The following is a 25494-nucleotide window of genomic DNA, read 5'->3' as shown; positions in this document are numbered from 1 at the left end:
GACCACGTTAGACCCGTTCGACTCACCTGTCGCGTGAGATCAGCGGCCAGTCGGTGACGTCGAGCACGGCGTCCGCGTGCGAGTGCGGGGCCTCCAGGGCCAGGTACTTCTCGAACTGCGCCTGCCAGTGGTCCCAGTGCGCATCGAAGCCGCCCTTGTCGCGGCGCAGCGCGCGGTCTTTGCGCAGGCCGTCGTCGGCCGTCAGCCAGAGGCGCAGATCCGCGAGCAGCGCGTTCGCACGGGACAGGGTGCCGCATCCTTCGACCACGAGCGGAAGCGATCCGTCGACCTCGACCCATTCGTCGAGTCGTCCCAGCGCCCAGCTGTAGCGCTGCCATCGGCCGCCTGTGCCGGCGCGTCGCGGAGCGAGGAGTTCGGCACCGAGGTTCGCGCTTCCATCCAGGAGGCCGCCCCAGCCCGGGTAGAGGTCGTCCATCCGCACCAGCGACGGCCGATCGCCGCCCGGCCACCGCTCGACGATCAGGTCCGCGAGGGTGCTCTTGCCCGCGCCCGCCGGGCCGTCGATGAGGACGACGACTGCGTGCCCGGACGCGCGGGCAGCCAGGTCCGCCGCCTTCACCAGCTCCAGGAGCGCGTCAAGCCCCTGATGAGCTTCGACCTCAGGCCGCGCCGACAAGATTCCAGCTTCCTGCGGCCACCGCGGCACCCGTCGCAAGCAGCGCGACCCCGATCCCGAGCAGCACGACCATCCAGTCGCGGAGCCGGAAGACGCTCGGCCGCGCCCAGCTGCGGGCGCCCGGTGCGCCGAATCCGCGTGCTTCCATGGCAGTGGCCAGTTTGCTCCCCCGCCGGATCGAAAGCACCAGCAACGCGAAGGCCTGTCCGAGGAAACGCCGCACGACGCCGCGGTCTGCGACGCCCCGCGCACGTCGGGCGAGACCGAGCGCCCGCCAGTCGTCGATGAACAATCCGACCAGTCGAAGGCCGGCGAGGCCGCCCAGGACGAACCGAGCCGGCAGCCGGAGGACCTGCGCCAGCCCGTCGGCCAGATCGGTCGGGTCGATGGTCACGAACAGCAGGACCGCCGGGACCCCGATCGCGAGAACGCGAAGCGCCGTCGCCGCGCCGAGAGCGATCGACCCGTCGCTCACCTCGATGAGGGACCAGTGCCAGTACACGGTGCCGGACGTCCGGCCGTACAGCACTGTGGTCAGGCCGGCCAGCGGAGCTGCGATCCACACCGGCGCGGTCCGCACGACGACCAGTTTCGGCGGCAGTCCCACGAACGCGAGCAGCACCAGCTCGGCCGCGAGTGCGACCGCGGCCGAGACCCAGTCGATGCTCAGCAGCAGTCCGAGGGTGATGGCGAGCGAGAAGCCGAACTTCGCCACGGGGTTGACCCCCGCGAGCGGACCGGCGCGGTACGGTGCGAGGACGCTCACGATGGCCTCCCCGCGTGCATCTGAGCCGGATGCTCGGCGTCGGTCAGCAACCGGAACTCACGGGCACCGATGGCGTGGACGAAATCCACGTCGTGGGTCGCGGCGACGATCGCGTGCCCCGCGTCCCGCAGGTCGGCGATCAGGTCGACGAGTCCCGCCCAGGTGAGCGCATCCTGACCGAACGTGGGCTCGTCGAAGACGAGGACCCGCGGACGCGTGATCAGCACTGTCGCGACCGAGAGCCGCCGCTTCTGGCCGCCGGACAGCGTGAAGGGGTTGGCGTCGGCGAGCTCCGCGAGCCGCAGCCGCTGCAGCAACTCGTCCACCCTCCGCGACACCTCGGGGGCCGGGAGGCGGAGTGCCCGCGGCCCCACCCGGAGCTCGGCACGCACGGTCGCTTCGAGCAGCTGGTGCTCCGGGTTCTGGAAGACACTGCCGATCCGGGTGAGGAGCTGCGCCGACGTCCACCGCTGGGGCGCCGCTGCCGCGCCGGCGGCGAGGTCGGGAGAGGCGGCGAGCGACCCGGCGGCGGGCGGGATGAGGCCCCCCAGCGTCAGCGCGAGCGTCGACTTGCCGACACCGTTGCGCCCCGTCAGTGCCGTCGCCGATCCGGCGCGGACGCACAGGTCGATCCGGTGCGGCAGCGGCTCGCCCCGGCCGCGGCGGATCACTAGGCCGGATGCGTCGAGCAGCACTGACCCCGCGTCGTCCACCGGCGTCGAGGATCGTATCGCGTCGTGCGGAAGCCAGACCCCGGCGCGACGCAGCACGTCCGCGTTGTCGGCGAGCACCGCGTCCGGTTCTCCGTCGGCCAGCACCCCGCCGTCCGCTGCCAGCACGATCACCCTGTCGACCAGGTCACGCCACACCGACACACGATGCTCGACGACCACCAGCGTGGCGCCGGTCGAACGGACCACCTCGCCGACAGCATCCCGGACCTCCAGCACGCCGTCCGGGTCGAGGTTGGCCGTCGGTTCATCGAGCAGCAGCAGCCCTGGACGCATTGCGAGGAGACCGGCGAGGGCGAGGCGCTGCTTCTGGCCTCCCGACAGCGCGGACGTCGGATGGTCGAGCGGCAGGTCGAGGCCGACGGCGGCCAGGGACGCGGCCACCCGCCTCCAGATCTCCTCCCTGGGGATCCCGAGGTTCTCGCAGCCGAACGCGACATCGTCGCCGATACGCGCGAGGATGACCTGCGCATCCGGGTCCTGCAGGAGCAGGCCGCTCCGGCCGCGCCGGATGCCGGGGCGCTCCCCGTCGATCAGCAGGCCGCCGCGTGTCTCGCCCTCATCGTCGCCGCCGAGCACACCGGCCAGCGCGGCGAGAAGGGTGCTCTTGCCCGACCCGGACGCGCCGAGGAGCAGGACGCGCTCCCCCGGCTCGATGCGCAACGACACGTCGCGCACGGCCCACCCCGAGCGCCCGCCGTAGCGCCAGCCCCAGCCGTCGCTCGCGACCGAGGCAGGCCGACCATCCATGACGCGGACGCTCAGCCCTGCGCCGCGGCGGCCCGGCCGGCGGCGAAGCGGCTGAGCGCACCCGTCTTCGCGAGAGCCTTGACGATGAGCCACGATCCGAGCCCGCCCACCACGATTCCGGAGATCGTCGTCGTGATCGTGTAGATGATCGCGAACTCCGGTTTGGCGCCCGGGTAGGAGACCAGGAGGTCGAGCACCGACTCGGCCAGCCCTGCACCGGCACCGGCGAGCAGAGCGACATAGAGCCGCCAGTTCGCGTAGAGGAACAGGGCGAAGACGATCTCCGCGCCGAGACCCTGCACGAAGCCGGAGAGCAGCGTGGTGAAGCCCCATTGGGTTCCCAGCAGAGCGGAGACGATGGCGGCGACGAGTTCGGTGAAGATCGCCGCGCCGGGTTTGCGGATGATGAGCGCGCCGAGCACGCCGGCGAACAGCCAGGGACCGTTGAGCAGCCCCTGAAGGCCGGGGAGCGCTGCGGTCACCGGAGCGCTGATCGGTGTCCAGGCGACGCCCCAGGCCCAGAAGATGACCCCGCAGGCGACGGCGACGACGCTTGCGACGACGATGTCGACGACCCGCCAGCGGAGGTTGCGAGTCGGACGGCTGGTTGTTGTTGCGATTGTTGCGTGCACTGTTCGTGCCCTTCCACTCGAGGAAAAGAGGGCACGGGATTGAGAAATGCGGCCTCCCTGCGCTGGCATTATCCAGATCAGGTTCGACGGTCGAAGCTTGAGAAGCTTCCTCTCAGCCCGGCTCACCGGACTCCCGTGTTCGGACAACAGTCTAGTGGTGCGCGCAGCAGGGCGCGCCCATCCTCACCGCTTGAGCGCGCGGATGATGCGGGTCCAGGCGAGACCGGCGGTGAACACGAATGGAATCGCGACGACCATGAGCGTGATGATGTTCGGCCGGAAGTGCAGCCCGTTCCTGTCCCGCACATATGCGCCGAGCGGAATACTGTACCCGCCGCCACCGCCGCCACCGGCGCCGTTGTCCGCATCCCCGCCCATGGAGCCGGCGCCGAAGCCGTACTGCACGAGCGAGACGGGGATCAGCGTGATCCCGTCGAGTTCGACAGGGTCGCCGTAGACCGAACGGATACCGTTGGAGGTCAGGGTCTCAGCAAGCCGGAGCGAGGTGTTCGTCATGGTGCCACGCTACCCGCCGGGACGGCCGCTGAACAGGGCGGTTTCGTCGTCCACACAGGCCGCGTACAGCGTTTGCGGATTCTTCTCACCAGAGGGCACGGAATAATCGTCGGGTGTCGAATGCCAGAGCAGTCCGCGGACCCCGCGGCATCGCCGTCGGCGTCCTGGCACTCCTCGTCGGCGCACTGATCCTCTGGCACAGCCTTCTGCCCGACGTGGGAGGCGCGGCCTCGCTGGTCGAGACCTTCCTGCCGTGGTCGGGCGGCGCGATCCTGGCGCTCGGACTCGCGGCGCTTCTTCGCTTCTCCCTTCTCGGTGGCCTCTGCGTGGCCGTCGCCGCAGCGATCTGGTCGCTCACCTTCGGGCCGGCGATGCTGCCCGGCATGGCGACCGGCGCCACGGCGCTCACGGTCGCGAGCGAGAACATCCACGCCCGGAACGCGGCGGCCGGTGCGATCGCGACGGACCTCGCCGCGCACCACCCGGATGTGATCGCCCTCCAGGAGCTCGACTCCACCTCGCGCGCGGCCGTGGCCACGGCGCTCGACGCGAAATACCCCTATTCGCGCATCGTCGGCACGGTCGGCGTGTGGAGCAGGATCCCGATCGGTGGCGAGAAGCGGCTCGACCTCGGACTCGGCTGGGACCGCGCCCTGTGGGTCGACCTCGACACGCCAGGCACCCCCACCAGGGTCTACGCCGTCCATCTGGCCTCCGTGCGCCCCGGCCAGTACCAGCAACGCGACACGATGCTCACGAACCTCGCTGCGACGCTCAAGTCCGATCATTCGTCGCGGATCGTCGTCGTCGGCGACTTCAACAGCGCATCGACCGACCGCGCCTTCGCTCCGCTCACCCATGTGGTCCATGAGGACTCGGAGAGTGATCTCGGCTTCGGTTTCACCTGGCCGGCGACGTTCCCGGTCGCTCGCCTCGACCACGCTCTCACCCGCGGCCTGACGACAGTGACGAGCTCAGTGCTTCCCGACAATGGGAGCGACCACCGCGGCATCCTCGTCGGGATGCGCTGACGCGGTCAGTCGTCCGGCATCGCCCGCGGGTCGGCCGTCTCGCCGACGACGGGACCGGTGGAACGCACCAGCGACGCCGGGCCGATCGCTCCCCGGCCGAACCGCGCACTCACCCGGTCGAGGGTCCGCTCCGCTTCTCGCCACTCCTCGTCCGGATCCCACAGCGCGAGCCGGCTGCCGCCCGCGTCATCGAGCTGCTCGACGCGCACACCGATCAGGCGGATGGGCGTGCGCCCGAGCCCGAGGCCGTCGTAGATCGACGAGACTTCTTCGAAGATGCGACGGCCGACGTTCGTCGGCTCGGCGAGGGTGCGCGAACGGGTCACGGTCCGGAAATCGGAGAACCGCAGTTTGAGTGCCACGGTGCGGCCGACCAGGTCGTGTTTGCGCAGCCGCGCGCCGACCTGGCTGGACAGACGGAGCAGTTCCCGGCGAAGCCTGACCGGATCGGAGATGTCCTGCTCGAACGTCATCTCGTGGCCGACGCTCTTCTCGCGGGACGTGACGACCACGCTGCGCGGGTCGACGCCGTTGGCCAGGTCGTGGAGCTTGCGGCCGGAGGCTTCGCCGACCGCCCGCTGGAGGACGGTGAGCGGTGTGTCGGCGAGATCGGCGACCGTATGGAGCCCGAGCCGCTGGAGCGACTGCTGGGTGCTCTCGCCGACGCCCCACAGCGCGCCGACCGGTAACGGCCGCAGGTACGCAAGCGTCTCGGATGCGGGAATGACCAGGAGGCCGTCCGGTTTCGCGCGACCGGATGCGAGCTTGGCGACGAACTTCGTCGATGCCGCGCCGACCGAGCAGGTGAGGCCGGTCTCGTCGCGCACGCGGCTGCGGATGAGCTCGGCGATGCGCCGCGGCGAACCGAGCAGCCGGCGCGCACCCGAGACGTCGAGGAACGCTTCGTCGATGCTGAGCGGCTCGACCAGCGGCGTCACCTCGGAGAAGATCGTCATCACGCGCTTCGAGTAGTCGCGGTACTTCTCCATGTGCGGGGGCAGGATGATCGCCGACGGGCACAGCCGGAGCGCCTGGGCCACCGGCATGGCCGACCGCACCCCGAACCGGCGGGCCTCGTAGGTTGCGCTGGTCACCACCGACCGCGGCCCCGGATGCCCGACAATCGCAGGCTTGCCGCGGAGTTCGGGATGGTCGAGCAGCTCGACGGCCGCGAAGAACGCATCCATGTCGACGTGGAGGATGGTCGCCGAGGCGTCGTCGACGTCATCGGTCGTCACCCGCCGGTCGCTGCCATCCGTTCTTCCCACTCCCCCAGCTTCGCACGCGCGCGCAACAGCGGACGCGTGCGATCGACGGTCGCCGCAATGTTCGGATCGTGTAAGACGTGCGAGGCGGGATGCGCGCCGCTCGATCCGCGTCCGTTCCGGCGCTTATCGTAAGTTGTGACCGAGGAACGTGGGCTGGTGCTGCTGGTCGAGGACGAGACGGCGATCGCCGAGCTCGAGCGGCTGTATCTCACCCAGGCGGGCTTCAGCGTGCACACGGAACGCGACGGAACCGCCGCGCTCGCCCAGATCAGGCGCCTGCGGCCCGCTGTGGTCATCCTCGACATCGGCCTGCCCGGCCTCGACGGCATCGGGGTCTGCCGTGCGCTCCGCGAGGCCGGCGACTGGACACCGGTGGTGTTCGTGACCGCCCGCGACGACGAAGTGGACCGCGTGCTCGGTCTCGAGCTCGGCGCCGACGACTACGTCACCAAGCCGTTCTCGCCACGCGAGCTCGTCGCGCGGGTGAAGGGCATCCTGCGCCGCACCTCCCTTCCGCCGGATGGGACCGTGACCGTGGCGGGGATCGTGCTCGACCCTGGGCGGCGCACGGTCGTCGCCGACGGGGAGCGGGTGGAGCTGACCGCGACCGAATTCGACCTGCTCGCCAAGCTGATGACTCAGCCCGGCCGCGTGTTCACCCGGGAGCAATTGCTCTCCTCCGTCTGGGGCGTGGCCGACTACAGTTCCAGCCGCACCGTCGACGTCCACATCGCCCAGCTCCGCGGCAAGCTCGGCCCGGAGTGCCCGATCCGCACGGTCAGGCGCATCGGCTACCCGATCGAAGACCGCTGATGCGCTTCGCCCGGTGGATCCGCTCCCTCGGCGGACGCATCCTCCTCGTCACCGTCGGCGTCGCGGCGATCGCGGTGCTCGTCACGGCCGTCGCGTCGCTCCAACTCGTGCAGAGCGCCACGACCGCCCAGGCCAGGGCGCAGCTCTCGCTGCAGGTGAAGGCGCTGGTCGACCGTCCGCTGGCAACGCTTCAGGTGCTCGCGGATGAACAGGAGTCCGCGGCATCCCGCGGGGTCCTCTTCGGGCTCGTGTCCGAGGACGGCACGATCACCGGATCCGCCGCCGGTGTGATCCCCCCGCGCATCGGTCGTCAGGTCGCTGCTGGACGCACGGTGTCGACCACCGTCGACCGGCGCGGCAATTCGTACGTGGTGGAAGGCCGGCCGCGGGCTGCCGGGGGCGGTGTGGTGGCGATCCAGCGCGTCGACGAAATCGTCAGGTCTGGACGGGCCGTCACCGGGCAGATCCTGCTCGCCCTCGCCATCGGGCTTCTGGCGGCGGTCATCGCCGGCGTCCTCCTCGCCCGGCGGGTGACCCGTCCGCTCCTCCAGACCGCCGAGGCCGCGCGACGGCTGGCGCACGGCGAACGCGGCGTCCAGGTGGCGAGCCAGAACATCCCCGAGGTCGACGACGTCGCCCACGCGCTCGGAAAGCTCGACGACGCCCTCGTCGCCAGCGAGGCCCGCCAGCGCGAGTTCCTGCTCTCGGTCTCCCACGAGATCCGCACACCGCTGACGGCGATCCGCGGCTATGGGGAAGCACTTGCCGACGGGGTCGTCCCCTCGGAGGATGCGCCGCAGGTCGGTGCGACCCTCGTCACCGAGGCCGAGCGACTCGACCGCTTCGTCGCCGACCTGCTCGAACTCGCCCGGCTCGAAGCGGACGACTTCGCGATCGAGAGCCGCCCGGTCGACCTGCGCGAGGTGCTCGCACAGGCCGAGCGCGCCTGGCAGGGCCGGTGCCTGCAACTCGGCGTGAGCCTGTCGGCCGAACTCCCCGATGGAGCGGTGGTCGTCACCGCCGATCCGCTCCGCGTCCGACAGGTGGTGGACGGCCTGATCGAGAACGCGCTCCGGGCGACCCCCGCGGGCGGTCGCGTCGTCGTCGCCGTGCGGATGAGGTCGGTCGGGCCCGCGATCGACGTGCGGGACAGCGGACCCGGCCTGACCGACGACGACGCGGCACACGCGTTCCAGCGCGGCGCCCTGCGCGCGAAATACCGGGATGTCCGCCCGGTCGGTACCGGGCTCGGCCTCTCGATCGCGGCGCGGCTCGTCGCGCGGATGGGCGGATCGATCGCCGCGGGCTCCGCTCCAGAGGGCGGTGCCCGGTTCACCGTGGAGCTTCCCGTGGGAAGGAACGAGTAGCGTTTCAGCTATGGAATTCAGATACCTCGGAAACTCCGGCTTCAAGATCTCGGAGATCATCTACGGCAATTGGCTGACCCACGCTTCGCAGGTCGAGAACGACGTAGCGCGGCAGTGTGTGGAGGCGGCTCTCGACGCTGGAATCACCACCTTCGACACCGCGGACGCCTACGCGAACACGGAAGCCGAGCGGGTCCTCGGCGACGCTCTGAAGGGCCAGCGGCGTTCATCCCTCGAGATCTTCACAAAGGTCTACTGGCCGACCGGCCCGAAGGGGCACAACGACGTCGGGCTCTCCCGTAAGCACATCATGGAGTCCATCGACGGCTCGCTGGAGCGTCTCGGCACCGACTACGTCGACCTCTACCAGGCGCACCGCTTCGACTACGAAACACCGATCGAGGAGACGATGCAGGCGTTCGCCGACGTCGTCCGTGCGGGCAAAGCGCTCTACATCGGAGTCTCCGAGTGGAACGCCGACCAGCTGCGCGCCGGGCACAAGCTGGCCCGCGACCTCGGCATCCAGTTCATCTCCAACCAGCCGCAGTACTCGATGCTGTGGCGGGTGATCGAGTCCGAGGTCGTTCCGACCTCCGCTGAGCTCGGCATCTCGCAGATCGTCTGGTCGCCGGTCGCCCAGGGCGTGCTCACCGGCAAGTACAAGCCGGGTGCCGACGCTCCCGCGGGCAGCCGCGCCTCGGACGCCAAGGGCGGGGCCAACGCGATCAAGGGCTTCATGCGCGACGATGTCCTCACCGCAGTGCAGAAGCTCCAGCCGATCGCCGACGAACTCGGGATCACGATGGCTCAGCTCGCCGTCGCCTGGGTGCTGCAGAATCCGAACGTGTCCGGGGCGATCGTGGGCGCATCCCGCCCGGAGCAGGTCGCCTCCAACGCCGAGGCCGCGGGAATCACCCTCGACGCCTCGGTTCTGGCCCGCATCGACCTCGCCGTGGGCGACGTCGCTGAGACCGACCCCGCAGAGACCGTGTCGCCGGACAAGCGCCCGGCCTAACGCCCGCCCGGAGCCCGAGCACAGGAATTGTCACCTCAACGCCGAGGATTCGGGTGATTTTTCCTGTGCTCGGCGCTCGTTCTCAGACGAGGGCGGCGATCACCGGGGCGAACCACTCCCGGAAGGCCACGGAGTCGTCGCGCAGGGATGTGCTCACCACGACCGTGTGCGGCGCGACGATCCAGGCCCCGGGCTCGGCGAGCGGAAGCACGTAGATGTCCAGGCGGAAATAGCCGGCCTGCCTGCGGAGCTCGTGCTCGCGGTCGCGCACCACATCGACGATGTCGGCGGCGCGACGCGAGTGCTGCAGCAGGCTCAGCGTCGCGTACTCCTCGTGACGCTCGACCGCCCACGCATACGCGGTCTCGTAGTGCTCGGTGACCAGGTCCTGGAGCTCGATCGCCCGGTCGAAGAGCTCGAAGTGCGGCGGCTTCAGCTGCGACACGATCGGGCGTCGCTCGCGCTGCAGGCTCAGCTCCCACCAGGCTTTCCACTGCTCGGCGGCGGTTGCCGGATCGGAGTTCGCGGCGTGCCCCTGCACCGTCGGGTGCAGCAGCGGATGCGACCCCGTCGCCGGGTGCATGACCCGCGCGACCGGAGGGAAGACGCGTGGGATGGGCGGCCGTTCGACATCGGTGAGGCCTGCGAGGTCACGGAGGGCGAGCGCCATCAGCAGGTCCCAGGGGCAATCCTCGGTGACCTGCCATCGAAGGGTCCCCTCGACGAACATGGTGTCAGCATAGATTCGACGTCTGACAGCCGCCAGTGTGCGTTTCGTGCCGGTCGGATCACGCGGAGCGGAGCGCATCCGCCGGTGCCAGCCGCGCCGCTCGCACCGCCGGATAGATCCCGGCGACCGCACCCACCGCGATCGTCGCAAGGACGGCGAGCCCGGCCACCTGGAGCGACACGACAGGCGGACTCCCCTGTGCCGTGGCGACGACCCAGGTCACGGCCGATCCGATCGCAACACCCGCGAGTCCTCCGCATGCGGAGAGGAGTATCGATTCGAGGAGGAACTGGATCGCCACATGACGTGACCGTGCGCCCAGGGCCCGGCGCAGACCGATCTCGGTCCGGCGCTCGAAGACGGCGATGACCATGATGTTCGCGATTCCGACGCCACCGACGAGGAGCGCGACGCCCGCGAGCGCGACGAAGAGGTCGACGAATGCGTTGCGGGCTTCGAGCCGCGCGGCCAGAACGTCGGACGGCCTGCGTACCTCCACCTGGTCCGGAGCGTCGGGCGACGCAGTGAACGGGAGCACAGCGGCCACGGCGGCGGTGAGGTCGGGGTCGGTGCGCACGTAGATCCGGGTCGGCGTCCCGTCGAAACCGAACTGCGCTGTCGCGAGCGGGAAGCTGACGAGAGCTGCGTCGTCGAGCTCGGGCGCGACCGTGACCGGGGCGAGGATTCCGATGACGGCGAAGTACCGTCCATCGATGAAGACCTGCGTCTGGGGACCGACGTCATCGACCCCGAGATTCTGGGCGGCGCTGAAACCCAGGACGACCTCGGGATACGCGTTCGCCGACCGCCCCAGGTACGACCCGTGCAGCAGGCGGCCATCGAGCGACGACAGCAGGGAGGACTGTGCAGCCACGACGCTGATACCGGAGGTGTCGATCTCCGGGATCGCAGCGCTGCGCCGCACCGTCGCGTTCGGAAGGGTGCCGACCGCCGTCACATGCTCGACGGGCGGTATCGCCCCGATCATCGTCTCGGCCGTGGCCGGGAGCGGAGTGACATTTCCGTTGAACGTCTGCCCGGTGGCGACGGTGAGCAGGTTGCCCTCCGCTCCGAGCTGGGCGAGCAGCCGCGCCTGGGACGAGTCCGAAAGCCCGAGGACGGAGACGAGCGCCGCTACGGCGACCGCGATCCCGAGTGCCGAAAGGATCGAGCGCGCTCGCCTGGCGCCCAGTCCGGTGACCGCGAGGCGGATCGCTTCCCTCCCCCTCATCCGCGAACGAAAGGACTGGGGCTCCGGCATGCGCATCATCTGCTCACCGAGTCGTCGACGATCCGACCGTCGTGCAGCCGGACGCGGCGCTGCATGGCGGACGCGACCTGCGCGTCGTGCGTGATCACGACGACGGCCGTGTCCGGGCCGGCGAGGCCGCGAAGCAGTCCGATGACCGACTCTCCGCTCGACGAATCGAGGTTCCCCGTCGGTTCGTCGGCGAGCACGATCGATGGACTGCCGACGATCGCCCGCGCGATCGCCGCTCGCTGCTGCTCGCCTCCCGAGAGCTGGGCCGGCCGATGGCCGCTGCGCCCGGTGAGGCCGACGCGTTCGAGCGCGTCGCGGGCGGCGGCCCGCCGCTCGAGCACTCCCTCGCCGCGGTAGAGTCGCCCGGTCGCCACATTGTCCAGGATGCTCATGTGCCTCAGCAGGTGGAACTGCTGGAAGACGAAGCCGATCCGGTAGGCGCGAATCGCGGAGAGTTCATCGTCGCCCAGGCTCGACACGTCGATCCCGGCGATGGTGACGCGTCCGGTCGTCGGCACCTCGAGCGTCCCGAGGATGTTGAGGAGTGTCGACTTCCCCGATCCGGACGGTCCGGTGATCGCGACCGTCTCCCCTGTCCCGATCCGCAGCGAGACGTCGAGGAGCGCATCCACCTGCGTGGGAGGCGGATAGGACTTGCCCACCCCTTCGAGAACCACGAGGTCACTCATGACGACGGGACCTCGACCGTGTCGCCCTCGTGCAGCCTTGAAGACGTCACCTGGACGAGCGTCTGGGCGAAGAGTCCAGGCATGACCGCGGTGAGCCGACCGGTGTGGCCGTGCATCACGTACACCGCGTAGCCACCTTCGCTCAACGCCACCAATGCGGTCACCGGGACAGCGAGCACGTTCTCCACGGTCTTGTCCGTGACATGAACGGTGACCGGCGCCTGGTCGAGCTCCGACGCGCCCGCCGGGTTGTCCAGTGCGACCGAGACGGGAACGGTCACGTCCGGCGACTGCTCTCCCCCGCCTCCGGAATCGGATGTACGCGCGGCCGCGCTGGCGACGCGCGCCAGGGCAGTGATGCGCCCGTTCAGCGACGTCCCGGAGGGCAGCGTGACCGAGACCCGGTCGCCGGGGTGCACAAGGTAGGTCTGCGAGGTCGGCACCTGCGCGACCACTCCCACGGCAGAGGAGTCGATCGTGATCACGGGACCGCCCGGCGAGACGGGGGAACCCAGCGCTGCGACGGTCGAGGCGACCCGGACGGCCGCCGGTTCGAAGACGATTGCGCCGTGAGCGACCACTCCGGTCTGCTCCTGACCGGTCGCGAGCTGCCAGCGATCCACGGCTTCACCGGTGACGGAGGTGAAGCTGTCGTCGACGGTGAGATCGAGTCCGGCGGCGTAGCCGAGCGCGACCAGGTTCTGTTCGAGCTGGGCGATGTCCGGTCCGGCCGTCATGCCTGATCGGAAGTCGCGCCAGGCGGGCCGCGCCCCGTAGAACAGCGTGACCGGTGATCCGTCCACCTCGAACAACTCCGACCCACGCTTCTCGATCGTCCCTGGGGTGGGCAGCGCCGTCACCGTCCCGCCGGGCTGACCGCCGAACACCGGGGAATCGAGTCCGTGGCCGAGAGCGCCCGACAGCTGGGTCGAGGTCGACAGCGTCGTTCGCTTCACGACCGCAGTCGCCACCGGCACGCCCGTCGACGTGCCGGTGTCCGGCGCCCCGCCGTGGAGCATCAGGAAGCCGGCGAGCGATCCTGCGACAACGACCGCGGCCGCCGTCACGACCCCCAGAACGACGCGCCTAGCCATGGGAGAGCGCACTCAGCGACGACGCGCGCACCTCGGCGTCGAGCTGCTTCCGGCAGGCCGAGAACGCCCTCTGCAGCGAGGGATCCTGCTTTCCCAGCGCTCCGTTGTTCGGTAGCTCGTCGGCAGACAGCCCGAACCCGTGGCCAGGGGTGTATGGCGTGGAACTCTTGGGGTCCCGGTAGTCCGGCAGGCCGTTCGCGCGCAGGCATTGCGCCGCCTTCACGCCGGCCGCGACGAGCGCAGGAGGCGCAGGGGGCTCGTCCGTCGGCGTGAATCCGGCGGCGGCGATGAGTGCAGAACAGGCCTGCTCGATCGCCTGCCCCTGTGAACCGCTCAGGTTCTGGATGCTGCGCGAGTCCGTGTAGACGTGGCCGGCCGAATCCGCAACCGGGTCCTGGTAGCTCGGCACGCCGTGCGACCGGATGCAGTCGGCCGCCGCGTGGAGCTTCGACGCCTGACCGCCTCCCGGTCCGGACACGTCGGCCGACCCTCCTCCGAGGTGCGGCACATCGCTCGACGGGCCGGAGGTGCACCCGGCGAGCAGCACGGCGAGCGCGCAGACCGCGGCAGTGACGAGGATCTTCATGATGGATCTCCTGGGGCTGGTGATGGCGACCGGGCGCGGGCGCACCCGGTCCATATACCGGTTCTACGGCGTGACCGGTTACACCAGCCGAACAGGCCGTGTTAGACCGCTGTCATCCCGGCGGACGCACAATGGAAGCGTGCGGATACTCGTCGTCGAAGACCACCAGCTGCTTGCCGACCGGATAGCGGAGGGGCTGCGCGACGCCGGCATGGCCGCCGACGTTGTCTACGACGGCGCGAGCGCCCTCGAGCAGGCGGATGCGGTCGACTACGACGTGGTCGTGCTCGATCGCGACATCCCCGTCGTCCACGGCGACCGCGTGTGCCGTGCGCTCACCGGTGGCGACGCGGGAACGCGCGTTATCATGCTCACTGCGGCCAGCGAGATCTACGACCGTGTCACCGGCCTCGAGCTCGGCGCGGACGACTACCTCTGCAAGCCCTTCGCGTTCGAGGAACTCATCGCCCGGGTGCGGGCGCTCGCACGGCGCGAACCGTCCCGGCCGGCTGTGGTAGTGCGCGACGACCTCACGATCGACCGCGCGCGCCTCCGTGTCTCGCGGGGCGACGGTCCGCTCGTCCTCACCCACAAAGAGTTCGGGGTCCTCGAATATCTGGCCGCCGCTGACGGAGCAGTGGTCAGCGCCGAAGAACTCCTCGAGCACGTCTGGGACATGAACGCCGACCCGTTCAGCAACACCGTGGCGGTCACGATCGCGCGGCTGCGCAAGAAGCTGGGCGAGCCTCCGCTCATCACCACCGTCGTGGGGGCCGGGTACCGGCTGTGAGACTGCTCCGGCTCACCGCCCGCGCGCGCCTCACCATCCTGTTCGCAGCCCTGTATGCCGTCGGCGGCACGATCCTGCTCGTGATCACGTACGTACTCGTCGCGCAGAACGTCTCCGTGGCCGACATCAACAGCCCGTCGTCGGATGCAGCCTTCCAGAAGGCGTGCGCGAACGTCGCGACCTCGACGAAGCCGCTGGACGAGAACCTGAAGTTCAAGTGCGCGACCAGCGTCAAACTCGGGGCGGCGGCCGCCGCGAACGCCCAGCGCCGAGCGATGCTCGACGATCTGCTGCTCTACGCAGCGATCACCCTGGTGGCGACCACCCTCGTCGCAGCGTTCGTGGGCTGGCTGATCGCGGGACGCATCCTGAGGCCCATCCATCGCCTCACTGAGGCGGCCAGGAGTGCGAGCGAGAACAACCTGAGCCAACGGCTCGACCTCACCGGACCGCACGATGAGATCCGCGAGCTGGGCGACACGTTCGATGCCATGCTGGACAGACTGGAATCCGCGTTCCTCGCACAGCGCCGGTTCATCGCGAACGCCAGCCACGAGCTGAGGACGCCGCTCACCGTCATGGGCACCACCCTCGACGTTGTGCTCGCGAAACGGTCGCCGACGAAGGCCGAGCTCGTGGCGATGGGCGAAGACGTGCGCACTGAGGTCTCGAACGCGGATGCGCTCATCACCACACTCCTCGCGCTCGCCCAGAAAGAGGGCGGCCTCCGTTCCACCGAGAGGGTCGACCTCGGTGCAGTCGTGGCCGACATCGTCGAGGGCACGGACTTCGGCGACCTGACCTGCAGCATCGACACCGACGTGGCCCCCGTCGACGGCAACCGTGTCCTGCTCGAGCGACTCGTGTCCAACCTGGTCTCGAACGCCGTCCGCTACAACGTGCCGCACGGCCGTGTCTCGGTGATGGTGTCACCGTCCGCGGCTTTCGCCACCCTCCGCATCGTGAACACCGGAGCGCCGGTCGCTCCGGAGCGCATCGACGAGATCTTCCAGCCTTTCACCCGGCTCGACGAGCGCGTCGGCACGGAGGGATTCGGGCTGGGTCTCGCATTGGTCGAGACGATCGCGACAGCACACCGCGGCTCGGTCGGAGCGACGGCCCTTCCGGATGGCGGTCTGGAGGTCGTCGTGCGACTGCCCGCATCCGGTTCCGCATCCGTGCCCGAGCCTGCGCCCGCTGCCGTCAGCGCCCGGGCCGACGGCTGACGCGCCGGCCCAACGCGAACCGGCCCGCCCGGTACGTTCCCGCGGTGTCGAGCGGGAGGGTTCGTACCGGACGGGCCGGGTCAGTGCGGTTGCGGGAGCAGCGGATGCGCGCTCAGCGTGTTGCGGGAGCGGCAGGCCCGTGCGGCTCGGCCTCTGCTGTCATCGCCTCGAGTTCCAGGTCGGCGAGCTCCACATCCAGCGGGTCGAGGCCGTCGATCTCGTTCGCGGAGCCGGCATCGAGGTTCACGCGCGTCGCGCCGTCGATCTCGAGGGTCTCGGCGACGACATCGCGCTCGATCGTGGTCGCCAGCGGCTTCTCCTTCACGAAGAAGAGGACGACCGTCGCGACCAGCACCAGCGGAACCATGTACAGGAACACCGGGGTGAGCGCGTCGTTGTATGCCCCGATGATCACGTCGTGGATCGGGCCCGGAAGCGACTTGACGAGGGCGGGGGTGAACGAGTTGCTCGAGCCGCTCGAACCGGCGCCGGCGGGCATCCGGTCGGCGAGCAGCTGGGTGAGGCGCGAGACGAACAGGCTTCCGACGATCGCTGCACCGAGCGACGCGCCGATCTGGCGGAAGTAGTTGTTCGATGCGGTAGCCGTGCCCACCTTCGAGACGGGGAAGGAGTTCTGCACGATGAGGATGAGGATCTGCATGCTCATGCCGAGTCCGACACCCATCACGGCCAGGTAGGAGCAGAGCACCCACACCGGCAGGCTCGGGGTCATTGTGGACAGCAGCACGAGGGCGACCGCCACGATGACCGTTCCGACGATCGGAAGCCACTTGTAGCGTCCGGTGCGGCTGACCAGCTGCCCGGACACGATCGACGTCACCAGCAGGGCGGCCATCATCGGGATCATCAGCAGGCCTGCCTGGGTCGCATCCGCCCCCGTCACCATCTGCAGGTATGTCGGCAGGTACGCGAGCGCACCGAACATCGCGATGCCGATGATGAGCCCGGCGATCGTGGACAGGTTGAAGTTGCGGTCCTTGAAGAGGTTCAGCGGCATGATCGGCTCAGCGGCGCGGCGCTCGACGAGCACGAACAAGACGGCGGAGACGAGGGTGCCGGCGATCAGCGCGATGATGATGCCGCTGTTCCAGTCGTAGGTGGTGCCGCCCCACGTGGTGACGAGCACGAGGCACGTGGATGCGATGGCCAGCAGGCCCATTCCGGCCCAGTCGAGCTTCGGCTTTCCGCTCATGCCCTTGGGCAGGCGCAGGAAGACCACGGCGGACAGGATCGCGAGGAGACCGAGCGGGATGTTCATCCAGAACGCCCAGCGCCAGCCGATGCTCTCGGTGAACCAGCCGCCGAGAAGCGGGCCGGCGACGGACGACAGTGCGAACACGCCACCCATGATCCCCATGTACTTTCCGCGCTCGCGGGCGGGGACGACGTCGGCGATGATCGCGTTCGACAGGATCATCAGCCCGCCGCCGCCGAGGCCCTGCACGGCACGCCCGGCGATGAGCCAGGTCATGTCGGGAGCGAGGCCGCCGATGACGGAGCCCGCGATGAAGAGCGCGATGGCGCCGATGAACAGGCCCTTGCGCCCGATCAGGTCGCCGAGCTTGCCGTAGACCGGGAGCATGATGGTCGAGGCGAGGATGTAGGCCGTGGTCACCCACAGCATGTGGTCGACACCGTGCAGCTCACCGACGATCGTGGGCAGCGCGGTGCTGAAGATGGTCTGGTCGAGGGATGCGAGGAGCATCGTGACCATGAGGCCTGCGAAGACCAGGAGGATGGTGCGCTTCTGCGGCGCAGCGGCCGCACCCGCGCGAGCGGGTGCACCGGAGGGGATGGTTGCGGTGTCGGTCATTTCAGTTTCTCTAGTGCCTCTCGGATGAGCGCGTTGGCTCGGTTTTGGAGTTCGTCACGGGCCTGCGTCCCGTCAGCGGCGATGAATTCCTTGACGGCGATCTTCACGGCGCCGGCGCAGAACGGAAGGATGAGTTCGGCGAACGCGATGCGTTCCGCCTCGGTGTCGTCGGCGAACCGCGGCGAACGCCCGACGATGACAGCGATCGCGTCGACGAGCTGCTGCCCCATGCGGGTCAGCTGCGCGAGCTGACGGCCGAGGAGCTGCGGATACGTGCGCGCCAGCTCCATCCGCCCCTGCCGCAGTTCGTGGTCGGGGACGGTCGGGCCGATGAGCGCGAAGATGAGCGCGACGATCGACTCGGTCAGCTCGGCGGGCGCGAACTCGTCGAGGTGGGCCGCGAGGGCGGCTTCATCGAGCTCGACATCGCGGACGCCGAGGATCGCGTCTTCTTTGCTGTCGAAGTAGTTGAAGAAGGTGCGGGACGAGACCGGGATCGATTCGCAGATCGCGTCGACCGTCGCGTTCTCCATGCCCACTTCGAGGGCGAGCGCAACGGCCGCGCGTTCGAGCTGCTGCCGCGTCTCGGCGCGCTTGCGTTCGCGCAGGCCAGGGGTGTCGGTTGATGTCACCCTTCAATGATTGCGCGCTCCGTAATTTTGCACAACTGAAACTATTCAGAAATGCAACAATCACGGGAGATGCTCAGGTACGGGCGTCCAGCTCCCCCAGGATCCTCAGCACCGTGCGCTGGTTGCGCGCGGTCGCAGCGGGGTCCAGCTGCCTCCAGAAGGCCGCGGTGAGCCGCGTCTTCGAGACACCGAGCGGGCACCACTGGTAGATCGCGTGATCGCCCACGGCCACCAGTTCTGGCGCGATCGACTCCGCCGCCGGCACGTCGAGCGTCTTCGGCATCGGCTCCGGGCCCAGGAAGGTCACGACCTGCTTCGAGAGGTCGTCGCCCGCATCCAGCAGTGGGTTCTCCGCGGCGACCCGCCGGAACTCCGCCTCTGGAACGAGAAGGACACGCGCGGACACCCCGGAGCGCCGAGCGATCTCCTTCTCGACCTCCGCCGTCGCGCTCTGCCAATGTGCATCCGGCCGACCGGACGATTCGAACACCACGTTTCCGCTGCGCAGGAGAGTCTTGACGTTCGTGAAGCCTGCAGCCTCGAACGACGCGGCAAGATCCGACATGGCGACGGCCGTCGTCGGCCCCACGTTGATGCCGCGGATGAGTCCGACGGCGAGACCACCGACCGGGCTCACCCGCGCGGCCAGGCGTCGTCGCTGATCGGATCCGCAGCCACGAGCCGCGACTGCGGGATCTCCGCCGTGTCGAACGGCCCGCGCCCGTCCCGGCGGTACTGCGGCTCGTCGAAGGCGACGACCCACACCGGTCCGGACGGGCCCGGCACGTTCGCGCCATCGGGCCGCGCCGTGCCCGTCGAGACGATCACACCCGTCGGCTCCCCCTCCCAGGCGTCGAGCTCGCCGATGGCGCCTTCCGGAACGTGAACCTGCACGCCGACGCCGAACGGATGATCGTGGGGGTCGTGGACCTGGCGCGTCCTGCTTCTCCTCATGGCGCCCATTGTGCCACCGCGAGCAGGAGACGGATCGAGGATCAGCCTGGGTCGGTCGAGAGAACCGCCATGGAAAGCGACATGATCGTCCATTCTGCAGCGTTCCGCGGACGCTCGCCGGATCCCCGCCTCAGCCGATTGCCGGACGCGACTGCGCACCGCGATCGGGGTCGAGCATCCGCCGCAGGACGAAGCGCTCCACGACGGTCCAGGCCGTCGAGGTCAGTATGTACGCAGCAGCCGCCAGCGGGACGAACGCGGCGAACACGACGGTGACGTACGGGAGGAACGACAGCGCCTTGACGAAACCACCGGGGGCCGCCGCGCCCTGCGTCTGCGGCAGCGCCAGAACACGGCGCGAGACCGTTGTCACCGCCGCGATCAGCACGAGCACCACAAGGTACACGACGACCGATGGCCAGACGGACCCGACCGCGCCCGCCAGCCCCACGAAGCTCGTCCCGAGCGGTGCGCCGAGCACCTGTTCGGCCAGGAGGGCGTTGGCGTGCCCGGCGATCTGATAATGCGTGAACAGGGCGTAGACCAGCGAGATGACAGGAATCTGCAGCAGGAGCGGAAGGATGCCCGCGAACGGCGAAGCCTTCTCCGTCTCGTACAGCTCCATGGTCTTGCGGGCGAGCGTCTCGCGGTCCTTGCCGTGTTTCTTCTGCAGCTCGGCGAGTTTCGGGGCGAGTCTCCTGCGGGTGAACTCGGCTCGGACCTGCGACCGGCCGACCGGGATGAGAACGGCGCGTGCGAGCATCGTGAGGATGATGACGGCGACGAGACCGCTCGCCGCACCGACGACGGGTTCGGCCGCCGAGGAAAGAGTTGTGACGAAACGGTACGCCCCGTCGAGGATGGCCGCTACGGGCGCGAATGAGAAGAAGTCCATGAGAATGAGTCCCTGCGTCTACGGATGGATGGAAACCGTGTGGCCGCGTGGACGCGCGCAGGAAGCCCCGCATGCGGGTGCTCCGGAGGCGTCAGACGGCCGGCAGGGACAGTGCCGGGGCTCGCGGACGCGCGTGACCGTCCGCATCCGGATCGCTCTGACCGATCAGCTCGGCACGGTCGGCCGGCTCGACCGGATGTGCGAGCGAACGGCTGACGACAAGCGATGCGGCCAGCGCCACCACGTAGCGCACGGATGCGGCGACGAGAAGGGATGCCAGCCCGATCGCTCCGACGGCGCCGGCGATCGCGAGCGCCGTGCCAGGACCTGAGGCCCCGCGCAGTACCTCCAGCGGCCCGGCGATGAGCCGGGCGAGCAGGTCGAGGAACTGCAGCATGGGGAGGTCTCTCCAGGATCGGGCGGCCGCGACGAGAGCGGCCACTGGCGAGCGTACCAACAGCGCTCTCCGCTTCGACAGGATGTTCGCCTTGGGCGCAGCGGACCGGCTGGAGGAAGATGGTTCTATGACTCGCGTTGCCATCGTCGGTGCCCACGGTAAAGTCGCGCAGCAGCTGATGCGCCTCCTGTACGACAGAGGTGACGAATTCGTCGGCGTCGTTCGTAACGACGAGCACGGCGAGGACGTCTTCCGTCTCGGCGGCGAAGGCGCGCTCCTCGACATCGAGGCTGCATCCGCCGAGCAACTCGCCATCCCGTTCGCCGGATGCGACGTCGTCGTCTTCAGCGCGGGGGCCGGTCCGGGTTCCGGTGTCGAGCGCAAACGGACGGTCGACTATGCCGGTTCAGTCAAGTCCGTGCAGGCCGCGATCATCGCCGGCGCGCGGCGGTTCATCCAGGTGTCGGCGTGGGGCGTCGACAATCCCGTCGCCGAGGACGCCGACGCGCAGTGGGCGGCATACGTCGCAGCCAAGCGCGACGCGGATGCGGTGCTTCGCCAGTCCGGTCTGGACTGGACCATCCTGCGCCCGGGCGCGCTGACCTACGACGAGGGCACCGGAAGCGTCCTGCTCGGCACGACCGTGCCACGCGGGTCGATTCCGCGCGAAGATGTCGCCTCACTCATCGTCGCGTGCATGGACGAGCCGCAGTCGATCGGCAAGCAGTGGGAGGTCATCAGCGGCGACGTACCGATCGCCGAGGCGGTGCGCGGCGCGTAGGCTCGTCGCGTGACTACGTACGCAGATCGGCCGTGGCTGGCCAGTTACGCTCCTGGTGTCCCCGACGACGTCGAACTCCCGGAAGGATCCCTCGCGCACCTGATCGACGAGTCCGTCGCGACGTACGGCAAGAACGTCGCGCTCGAGTTCTTCGGGGCGACGACCACGTACGCCGCCCTGGGCGACCAGATCGCGCGAGCCGCGGAGGGCCTCCGCCGCCTCGGAGTCGGCAAGGGCGATCGCGTGGCGCTCGTTCTCCCCAACTGCCCGCAGCATGTCGCCGCGTTCTACGCCGTCCTGCGTCTGGGCGCTGTCGTCGTGGAGCACAACCCGCTCTACACTCCGCGCGAGATGCGACACCAGTTCGAAGACCATGGAGCACAGGTCGCGATCGTCTGGGACAAGGCGAGCGCGATGGTTCAGGACCTTCCCGCGGACCTCGGCGTCACGACGGTGATCTCCGTCGACATCACCCGCGCGATGCCGGCGTCGAAGCGATTCGCCCTCCGCCTCCCGGTGGCGGCGGCGCGCAAGGCGCGGGAGCAGCTGACGACGCAGGCACGCGGAACGATCACGTGGGAGAAGCTTCTCGACAACCGTCCGATCAAGGCCACCCACCCCCGGCCGGAGGCCGCCGACCTCGCTCTGATCCAATACACCAGCGGTACGACCGGCGTTCCGAAGGGCGCCATGCTCAGCCACCGCAACCTCGATGTGAACGCTGCCCAGGCTCGTGCCTGGGTCCCCGCGATCGAACGGGGCACCTCGGTCGTCTATGCCGTGCTGCCCTTGTTCCACGCCTATGGGCTTACCCTCTGTCTCACCTTCGCCATGAGCATGGGCTCGCGGCTGGTGCTCTTCCCCAAATTCGACCCGGACCTTGTGCTCGATGTCATCAAAAAGCGGCCGCCGACGTTCCTGCCGGCCGTTCCACCGATCTACGAGCGACTCGCGACGGCAGCGAAGGCGAAGAAAGTCTCGCTCAGCGGGATCGCGATCGCGATCTCCGGAGCCATGAACCTGCCGGACACGATCGTGAGCATGTGGGAGAAGGAGACCGGCGGCTATCTCGTCGAAGGATACGGACTGTCCGAATGCTCGCCGGTCCTGATGGCCAACCCGGTCGGCAGCACTCGCAAGGCCGGCACCGTCGGCCTCGCGCTCCCGAACACGGAGCTGCGCGTCATCGACCCGGAGAACCCGGACACCGACCGCGACTTCGGCGAAGAGGGCGAGCTGGTCGCTCGGGGTCCGCAGGTGTTCTCCGGCTATTGGCGCAAGCCGGACGAGACGGCCACCGTGCTCGACGAGCACGGCTGGTTCCGCACCGGCGACATCGTCACGATGGACGACGAGGGATTCGTGCGTATCGTCGACCGCATCAAGGAGCTCATCATCACTGGTGGCTTCAACGTCGCGCCGACCGAGGTGGAGGACTGCCTGCGCACTGTCGAGGGCGTCGCGGACGTGGCCGTCGTCGGCGTTCCGCACGGACGCGGGGGCGAGGATGTGGTGGCCGCCGTCGTGATGAAGCCCGGAGCCTCCTTCGACGAGACCGCGATCCGTGCGTACGCCCGCGAGAACCTCACGCCGTACAAGGTGCCGAAGAAGATCACACAAGTCGACGAGCTGCCGCGCTCCCTCATCGGAAAGGTCGTCCGACGCCAGGTGCGCGACCACCTGCTGAAGGCCGACACCGGTCCCGAGGACTAGTCGATCGGGAAGACGAGCAACGAACCGGTGGCCGTTGCGACGATCTTGCCCGACGCATCCGTCACGACACCGTCGGCGAACGCGACCCGGTTGCCCGGCTTCGTGACCTCGCCCACACAGGTGAGCGGGCCAGCGCCCGCGAAGACCGGCCGAAGATAGTTCACCTTGATCTCGATCGACGTGTAGCCCTGGCCCTGCTGGAGCGTGCTCTGAACCGCGCATCCCAACGCCGAGTCGAGGAGTGTGCAGACGAGTCCCCCGTGCACCGTCCCGAGGGGATTGTAGTGGGACTCGTCGGGGTCGCAGGTGAACGTCGCCGACCCGATCACCGCATCCACCAGCCGCATGTTCAGGTGCGCCATGATCGGCGGGGGCGGCAGTTCGCCCCGGATCATCGTGTGCAGGTAGTCGAGGCCCGACATCGTGGGCATGACGGCGACGCCCGGTGCCGGGTCCTCCCACTCGACGAGGCGGCTGCGGACACCGTCCTGCGATTCGGGATGCTCGTCCGCCGTCACTCGCGCTCCTCCTGCGAAGCGCCGAAGTGCGTATCCGTCGGCGGTAGCTCCGACGGGGCTTCGACGGGCTCACCGGTCTCAGCGTTGATCGCGACCCTGCCAGGAGGCAGGTTGGACAGGTCAGGCGCGATCACCGTCTCCCCCATGCCGATGTCCGGGATTCCGAATCCCACGGTAGCGCCCTCGAGTGGGGCCAGAATGATGTCATCCGAACGCATCGGCAGGGTCTCGCCCCGGAAGTAGTCCGGCCTGATGATCCACCACACGAACATCAGGACCAGGCCGATGAGGAGTCCGCCGACCCCGACCACTGCTTCGGCCCCGATGCCCCAGATGGTCACATTCTTGCCGTTGTCGTCGACGAGCCAGTCCGGGGCGGCGAACTGGATGAGCCCGTAGATGAAGACGGCGAGGAGGATCACTCCGCCGAGCACCGGGAACAGCCCGCGCATGACGAAGTGACGGAAGGAACTGAACATCGTCTTGCGGTAGAACCAGGCACTCGCGAATCCGGTCAACCCGTAGTAGAACGCGATCATCAGGCCGATCGATCCGATCAGGGCGTTCAGCAGGCTGAAACTGATCCACGAGAAGATCAGGAAGAAGGCCGCCGAAGCGATGCCCATGCCGATCGTCGACCAGGTCGGCGTGAGGAACCGGGGGTGGATCCTTGCGAACTTCTCCGGAATCGCCTTGTACACGGCCATCGACAGCGACGTTCGCGCCGTCGGAAGGATCGTGGTCTGTGTCGATGCGGATGCTGAGGTGAGGATCGAGAACCCGAGCAAGGTCAGCAGGATCGACCCGATCGGTCCACTGCCGAATAAAGTGGGCCCGATAGCCGAGAAGACGTCGCTCGAGTTCGCGGGGTTGGCCAATCCGATTCCCTTGTCGCCGACGCCGGCGAAAGCGATGGTCGCGACAGAGACGATGGCGTAGGTGAGCAGCAGCAGGACGGTGCTGATGATGGCAGCACGACCCGGCGTCTTCCCGGGGTCTTTGGTCTCCTCGTTCACCGACACGGCCGTGTCCCAGCCCCAGTAGATGAAGATCGCCGTCAGCATCGCCGGCGCGATGGTCTGACTGAAGTCGAGTCCGAACGGGTTGAACCAATCCCACTGAGGGATGATCGAGTAGGGTTCGGCATTGCCTGTGTAGACCTTCACGAGGGCGAATCCTGCGAAGAAGAGCAGGATGACCACCTCGAACGACAGCAGCACGTACTGCACACGCGCCGAGATCTCGATGCCGCGGTAACAGATCCAGGTCATCAGTGCGATCCACAGCAGGCCTGCGATCAGCGTCGCGAACTCGTTATTGGCAAGGGCGGCGACCCCGGGCAAGCCGAAGCCGCCGATGAAGGTGAACGAATAGGATCCCGCGATCTGTGCGAGATTCGACATGACGATCACATCGGCGACGATGATGCCCCAGCCGCCCATCCAGCCGGTGATCGGGCCGAAGGCCCGCGTCGCCCAGGTGAACGTGGTGCCGCAGTCAGGTTCGGCCTTGTTGAGCTCCTGGTAGGCGACGGCGATCAGGTACATCGGGATGAACGCGAGCAGCACGATGCCCGGAGCGTGAACGCCGGCGGCGAGCGTGCCGCCGACCACGATGAATCCCAGGCTGGCGGCCAGGCTGTACGCGGGCGCCGTCGATGCGACACCGACCACCACGCTGGAGACGAGCCCGAGCGCGCCGGACTTCAGTCCTTTGCTGTCCACGGTCTCGGAGTTGGAACTGGGGGGAACAGTGCTCGTCATCGGGTCTCCCAACACTGCGGCCGGAGCACCGGCCGGACCTGGTCGCGAACGGCTGTTCATCGGTGAACAGCCCGACGAGATATGTTTACGCCCTTTCGGCCTTTC

Annotated in this window: 27 protein-coding genes and 1 riboswitch; of the genes, 8 read left to right on the top strand and 19 right to left on the bottom strand. The window is 68.7% G+C overall.

What is annotated here, in order from left to right:
* Positions 1-22: 22 nt before the first annotated feature.
* The 5 genes from ACV7NN_RS19390 to ACV7NN_RS19370 form a co-directional block, all read right to left on the bottom strand.
* Positions 23-637 (bottom strand): nucleoside/nucleotide kinase family protein, encoded by a 615-nt coding sequence (locus ACV7NN_RS19390; RefSeq protein WP_463351180.1) that lies wholly within the window; start codon positions 635-637, stop codon positions 23-25.
* Entirely contained in the window at positions 621-1403 is a 783-nt protein-coding gene (locus ACV7NN_RS19385) for an energy-coupling factor transporter transmembrane component T family protein (protein WP_463351179.1), read from the bottom strand. Before ACV7NN_RS19385 ends, ACV7NN_RS19390 begins: the two co-directional genes overlap by 17 nt.
* Positions 1400-2884, bottom strand: coding sequence for an ABC transporter ATP-binding protein (locus ACV7NN_RS19380; RefSeq protein ID WP_463351178.1), 1485 nt, complete (start codon positions 2882-2884; stop codon positions 1400-1402). Before ACV7NN_RS19380 ends, ACV7NN_RS19385 begins: the two co-directional genes overlap by 4 nt.
* A gap of 11 nt (positions 2885-2895) precedes the next feature.
* Positions 2896-3516 (bottom strand): ECF transporter S component, encoded by a 621-nt coding sequence (locus ACV7NN_RS19375; protein WP_463351177.1) that lies wholly within the window; start codon positions 3514-3516, stop codon positions 2896-2898.
* A 37-nt stretch (positions 3517-3553) separates the two neighbouring features.
* A riboswitch (TPP riboswitch) is annotated at positions 3554-3663 on the bottom strand.
* A 36-nt stretch (positions 3664-3699) separates the two neighbouring features.
* The gene (locus tag ACV7NN_RS19370) at positions 3700-4032 is read right to left on the bottom strand and encodes a spore germination protein GerW family protein (protein ID WP_463351176.1); all 333 of its coding nucleotides are present in this window, start codon (positions 4030-4032) and stop codon (positions 3700-3702) included.
* Positions 4033-4145: 113 nt separating this feature from the next.
* On the opposite strand from ACV7NN_RS19370, the gene ACV7NN_RS19365 reads away from it, so the two are divergent.
* The gene (locus ACV7NN_RS19365) at positions 4146-5063 is read left to right on the top strand and encodes an endonuclease/exonuclease/phosphatase family protein (RefSeq protein WP_463351175.1); all 918 of its coding nucleotides are present in this window, start codon (positions 4146-4148) and stop codon (positions 5061-5063) included.
* A 5-nt stretch (positions 5064-5068) separates the two neighbouring features.
* Here ACV7NN_RS19365 and ACV7NN_RS19360 read toward each other — a convergent pair whose 3' ends face one another.
* Complete coding sequence (locus ACV7NN_RS19360; protein ID WP_463351174.1) at positions 5069-6331, bottom strand: DNA polymerase IV; 1263 nt, start codon at positions 6329-6331, stop codon at positions 5069-5071.
* A 135-nt stretch (positions 6332-6466) separates the two neighbouring features.
* On the opposite strand from ACV7NN_RS19360, the gene ACV7NN_RS19355 reads away from it, so the two are divergent.
* From ACV7NN_RS19355 to ACV7NN_RS19345, 3 genes are read left to right on the top strand one after another with little or no spacing between them, the layout of a single operon-like run.
* Positions 6467-7144, top strand: coding sequence for a response regulator transcription factor (locus ACV7NN_RS19355; protein ID WP_463351173.1), 678 nt, complete (start codon positions 6467-6469; stop codon positions 7142-7144).
* Positions 7144-8511: a HAMP domain-containing sensor histidine kinase gene (locus ACV7NN_RS19350; protein ID WP_463351172.1), complete on the top strand. Its 1368-nt coding sequence runs from the start codon at positions 7144-7146 to the stop codon at positions 8509-8511. Before ACV7NN_RS19355 ends, ACV7NN_RS19350 begins: the two co-directional genes overlap by 1 nt.
* 10 nt (positions 8512-8521) lie before the next feature.
* The gene (locus ACV7NN_RS19345; protein ID WP_463351171.1) at positions 8522-9526 is read left to right on the top strand and encodes an aldo/keto reductase family protein; all 1005 of its coding nucleotides are present in this window, start codon (positions 8522-8524) and stop codon (positions 9524-9526) included.
* A gap of 82 nt (positions 9527-9608) precedes the next feature.
* Here ACV7NN_RS19345 and ACV7NN_RS19340 read toward each other — a convergent pair whose 3' ends face one another.
* Genes ACV7NN_RS19340 through ACV7NN_RS19320 form a run of 5 tightly spaced genes read right to left on the bottom strand, consistent with a single transcriptional unit; the run spans position 9609 to position 13886 of the window.
* Positions 9609-10256, bottom strand: a complete 648-nt coding sequence (locus ACV7NN_RS19340) for a hypothetical protein (protein WP_463351170.1) — start codon at positions 10254-10256, stop codon at positions 9609-9611.
* 58 nt (positions 10257-10314) lie between these two features.
* A complete protein-coding gene (locus ACV7NN_RS19335) occupies positions 10315-11487 on the bottom strand; it encodes an ABC transporter permease (RefSeq protein WP_463351169.1) in 1173 nt (390 codons plus the stop codon).
* 35 nt (positions 11488-11522) lie between these two features.
* Positions 11523-12206, bottom strand: coding sequence for an ABC transporter ATP-binding protein (locus ACV7NN_RS19330; protein WP_463351168.1), 684 nt, complete (start codon positions 12204-12206; stop codon positions 11523-11525).
* A complete protein-coding gene (locus ACV7NN_RS19325) occupies positions 12203-13300 on the bottom strand; it encodes a peptidoglycan-binding protein (RefSeq protein ID WP_463351167.1) in 1098 nt (365 codons plus the stop codon). The genes ACV7NN_RS19330 and ACV7NN_RS19325 overlap by 4 nt, the downstream gene beginning before the upstream one ends.
* Entirely contained in the window at positions 13293-13886 is a 594-nt protein-coding gene (locus ACV7NN_RS19320) for a hypothetical protein (RefSeq protein WP_463351166.1), read from the bottom strand. The genes ACV7NN_RS19325 and ACV7NN_RS19320 overlap by 8 nt, the downstream gene beginning before the upstream one ends.
* A gap of 139 nt (positions 13887-14025) precedes the next feature.
* Between ACV7NN_RS19320 and ACV7NN_RS19315 the strand changes: the two genes are divergently transcribed.
* Together ACV7NN_RS19315 and ACV7NN_RS19310 are read left to right on the top strand one after the other, a co-directional pair.
* Positions 14026-14676, top strand: a complete 651-nt coding sequence (locus ACV7NN_RS19315; RefSeq protein ID WP_463351334.1) for a response regulator transcription factor — start codon at positions 14026-14028, stop codon at positions 14674-14676.
* Complete coding sequence (locus ACV7NN_RS19310) at positions 14673-15902, top strand: sensor histidine kinase (RefSeq protein WP_463351165.1); 1230 nt, start codon at positions 14673-14675, stop codon at positions 15900-15902. Before ACV7NN_RS19315 ends, ACV7NN_RS19310 begins: the two co-directional genes overlap by 4 nt.
* A gap of 112 nt (positions 15903-16014) precedes the next feature.
* Here the strand turns inward: ACV7NN_RS19310 and ACV7NN_RS19305 are convergent, their stop codons facing one another.
* The 6 genes from ACV7NN_RS19305 to ACV7NN_RS19280 all read right to left on the bottom strand — a co-directional run bounded on the left by ACV7NN_RS19305 (position 16015) and on the right by ACV7NN_RS19280 (position 20659).
* Complete coding sequence (locus ACV7NN_RS19305) at positions 16015-17736, bottom strand: MDR family MFS transporter (RefSeq protein ID WP_463351164.1); 1722 nt, start codon at positions 17734-17736, stop codon at positions 16015-16017.
* On the bottom strand, positions 17733-18368 hold the full coding sequence (locus tag ACV7NN_RS19300) for a TetR/AcrR family transcriptional regulator (protein WP_463351163.1): 636 nt from the start codon (positions 18366-18368) through the stop codon (positions 17733-17735). The genes ACV7NN_RS19305 and ACV7NN_RS19300 overlap by 4 nt, the downstream gene beginning before the upstream one ends.
* Positions 18369-18441: 73 nt before the next feature.
* Entirely contained in the window at positions 18442-19005 is a 564-nt protein-coding gene (locus ACV7NN_RS19295) for a DUF1697 domain-containing protein (protein WP_463351162.1), read from the bottom strand.
* Positions 19002-19322: a hypothetical protein gene (locus ACV7NN_RS19290; protein WP_463351161.1), complete on the bottom strand. Its 321-nt coding sequence runs from the start codon at positions 19320-19322 to the stop codon at positions 19002-19004. The genes ACV7NN_RS19295 and ACV7NN_RS19290 overlap by 4 nt, the downstream gene beginning before the upstream one ends.
* A gap of 130 nt (positions 19323-19452) precedes the next feature.
* Entirely contained in the window at positions 19453-20217 is a 765-nt protein-coding gene (locus ACV7NN_RS19285) for a YidC/Oxa1 family membrane protein insertase (protein WP_463351160.1), read from the bottom strand.
* 91 nt (positions 20218-20308) lie between these two features.
* Positions 20309-20659, bottom strand: a complete 351-nt coding sequence (locus tag ACV7NN_RS19280; protein WP_463351159.1) for a DUF6412 domain-containing protein — start codon at positions 20657-20659, stop codon at positions 20309-20311.
* A gap of 82 nt (positions 20660-20741) precedes the next feature.
* Here ACV7NN_RS19280 and ACV7NN_RS19275 point away from each other — a divergent pair, with 82 nt between their 5' ends.
* Both ACV7NN_RS19275 and ACV7NN_RS19270 read left to right on the top strand, forming a co-directional pair.
* Positions 20742-21395 (top strand): SDR family oxidoreductase, encoded by a 654-nt coding sequence (locus tag ACV7NN_RS19275; RefSeq protein WP_463351158.1) that lies wholly within the window; start codon positions 20742-20744, stop codon positions 21393-21395.
* 9 nt (positions 21396-21404) lie between these two features.
* On the top strand, positions 21405-23108 hold the full coding sequence (locus ACV7NN_RS19270) for a long-chain-fatty-acid--CoA ligase (protein ID WP_463351157.1): 1704 nt from the start codon (positions 21405-21407) through the stop codon (positions 23106-23108).
* Here the strand turns inward: ACV7NN_RS19270 and ACV7NN_RS19265 are convergent.
* Both ACV7NN_RS19265 and ACV7NN_RS19260 read right to left on the bottom strand, forming a co-directional pair.
* Complete coding sequence (locus tag ACV7NN_RS19265) at positions 23105-23626, bottom strand: PaaI family thioesterase (RefSeq protein ID WP_463351156.1); 522 nt, start codon at positions 23624-23626, stop codon at positions 23105-23107. The two genes, ACV7NN_RS19270 and ACV7NN_RS19265, sit on opposite strands and share 4 nt — an antisense overlap.
* Positions 23623-25389, bottom strand: coding sequence for an APC family permease (locus tag ACV7NN_RS19260; protein WP_463351155.1), 1767 nt, complete (start codon positions 25387-25389; stop codon positions 23623-23625). The genes ACV7NN_RS19265 and ACV7NN_RS19260 overlap by 4 nt, the downstream gene beginning before the upstream one ends.
* Positions 25390-25494 lie beyond the last annotated feature (105 nt).

The sequence above is a fragment of the Leifsonia sp. Ger2509 genome, assembly GCF_055231915.1.
Note: the sequence above shows the minus strand (reverse complement) of the source record. Positions and strands in the feature narration are given on the sequence as shown.